Origin of the sequence: Xenorhabdus yunnanensis, from assembly GCF_028598805.1 — a bacterium.
Classification (GTDB): Bacteria; Pseudomonadota; Gammaproteobacteria; order Enterobacterales; family Enterobacteriaceae; genus Xenorhabdus; species Xenorhabdus yunnanensis.
This window is the reverse complement of sequence record NZ_JAQRFI010000130.1, coordinates 1-2,340: the sequence shown is the minus strand read 5'-3', so window position 1 is coordinate 2,340 and position 2,340 is coordinate 1. Positions and strand designations below refer to the sequence as shown.

Sequence of the window (2,340 nt, the reverse complement as noted above, 5' to 3'; positions counted from 1 at the left end):
TCATCTCAAAAGTCCTTATGGTGGGGTTTATTAGGCCTGTCTTCGTTTCGCTTGGCTCTGCGATCTCCTTCGACCTGATCGAGAGGAAAGAGACAAAGCCCTTTTTGTTCAATGTAGGTGGTTCCCGCTTTGCCATGACGGTTGAGGCGCAGGATCAATTCTGTCAGCGTTTGGTCTGATTTCTCGTGATAAACCGAATCACGATAAACCCCCATCCAGTAATCACAATCCTGCTCTATCTGACCTGTGTCGCGGCTGTCACTAGGCATCGGACGCTTGTTGGCGCGCTCTTCCAGATTCCGGTTAAGCTGGGTTAGCAAAACAACAACGGTATCGAGTTCTTTCGCCAGTATCTTGAGGCCCTTGGTAATGTTGCCGTAGGCTATGTCATTCCGGTCTGCTTTCTCAGTCTTCATCAGGGTCAAGTAGTCAATACCGATAAAACCAATCTTACCGACCCTGCGCTTGATCTTGCGGCACTGTGACTGAATATGAGCGAATGTCATTGCCGGAGTATCATCAACCCAGACATTGGGTGTGTCTCTCAGCTCGCCTATTGCCCGACAAAGTAGATCCCACTCATAATCGTCATCAGTTCCGCCATATAGCGTGTCTGTGTTAACCCCTGATTTCTGGCTAACCATGCGCTCGAATAATTGCTCATCCGTCATTTCCATGCTGAACAACAATACTGACTGACCATTCGCAGCGACATTCTTCGCCATTTCGGTTAATACTGTGGTTTTTCCCATTTTCGGACGTGCACCAATAACAAACAGCGAACCATTAACGATATATTTCGGCGCTAACATATTGTCAAAGTCTGGGAATCCGGTCTTAAGCCCCCGATGTAATTCAGGATTATTAAAGCGTTCTTCCAGTTTTTCGAAGAAGCGATCAGCAATCTCACTAATGGGCTTAAGTCCTGTTTTCTTGCCGGTAACACCATTCTCCGCTGCCTCACCCATCAATCGTTGGGCCATGTCCATTTTCTCGGCAAATGTCAGTGTACTGGGGGTCATCAGTAACCGATGGATCTCGTTAGTTTTCTCAATGGCGTAACGCTCGGCGGCAGTCTCCTTGAGTTTCTTGGCATAGGCCACGATGTTAGCCGTGCTGGGTGTGTTCTTGGCAATCTCAGCCAGATACGCCAATCCGCCTGTATTGCCAGACTTCCCGGTATTCCGCAAACGATCATCTACCGTGAGCACATCAATCGGTTGATGCTGGGTATTCATCATGCGCATCTCGGTGTAAATCAGGCCATGATGACGGCTATAAAAATCACCGGAAGTTAACATCGAGAATACGTACTGTGAGTTATCACTCTGGGGGTCTAGCAGTAATGCACCAATGACGCTCTGTTCCGCCTCGATGCTGTGGGGGACTTGGTTAATGTTGTTTACGGTCATTGGCTCTGTCCTCTTTGACGGATACGTAACATTGGTCGGTGATCAGGTAATCCAGATTCTTAGCTCGCCAGTAACCCCCTTTTCCATTCGGTCGGTCTTCCATCATCCAGCGGCAGTGTTCGGCTATGTAACCCAAATATCCCCGCCAATTTTCCAGCGTAAACGGCTTCTGGTGTTTGGTCTGGTACTCCTTGTTAGTTCGTTGCCAGAATGTCCGCATCTTGGATTTTCTGCCGTCTCGCAGGACAGTCACTCTAGCCATTTCAGGCAGGATTTCGTGATAGGCATCGATCATGGCTTGGTAGGGAACTGATTCTTTTTTGGATTGCGATTTCTTGACTGGCTGTGGCGGGTCGTTTTCGTCAGAAAACTGACCAACATCGTTAGATGTTATATATTCTTGTTCTAATACTTTCTTACTCTGTTTGACCTGCTTTGTTACCAACTTTGTTACCTGACCTCCATCGGAGGCAGCGTCATTACTGGGTTTGTTTGTTACCTGATTAGTTACCTCGTTTGTTACCTCAAAATCACCCTGATAATCGGTATAATTTGTGATCGTTATCACGGTTCCGTGACGGTTTCCTTTGAAGGTTAACATGCCCTCAGCAGAGAAAAATTCGAGCATATCCCTGACCTGTTTTTTAGTCTTCTCATTCCCTTGGGCATCCTTTAACTTTCTGGCTAATAACGGTATTTTTGTTACTAACTGACCAGCCTCCAGATCCCAGTGAACCCCGCTAAATTCAACACGCCTAGGTTTATGTTGAGTTAACCCCAACAGTCTAACCCACAGTGCTAATTTAGCAGTATCATCAGCCCATCCACTGGACAGAAGACTTCTGAACAGTGCAAAGTGCCCCTGTTTTTGGTTTTCCATCCATGCACTCCTTGAAGACGCTCGCGATCCAAAATCCACATATGCAAC

At 47.1% G+C, this 2,340-nt stretch carries 2 protein-coding genes; both read right to left on the bottom strand.

Features of this window, described 5'->3' with window-relative positions; all coding sequences use genetic code 11:
• Positions 1 to 5 precede the first annotated feature (5 nt).
• Positions 6 to 1,412, bottom strand: coding sequence for a replicative DNA helicase (locus tag PSI23_RS21000; protein WP_273556893.1), 1,407 nt, complete (start codon positions 1,410 to 1,412; stop codon positions 6 to 8).
• The coding region (locus PSI23_RS20995) for a hypothetical protein (protein ID WP_306309659.1) at positions 1,393 to 2,340 on the bottom strand (948 nt) is incomplete at its 5' end. The genes PSI23_RS20995 and PSI23_RS21000, both read right to left, overlap by 20 nt.

Coding starts and splice junctions, on each gene's coding strand:
- PSI23_RS21000 (WP_273556893.1), bottom strand. CDS start 1,412: ATGACCGTAAACAACATTAACCAAGTCCCCCACAGCATCGAGGCGGAA.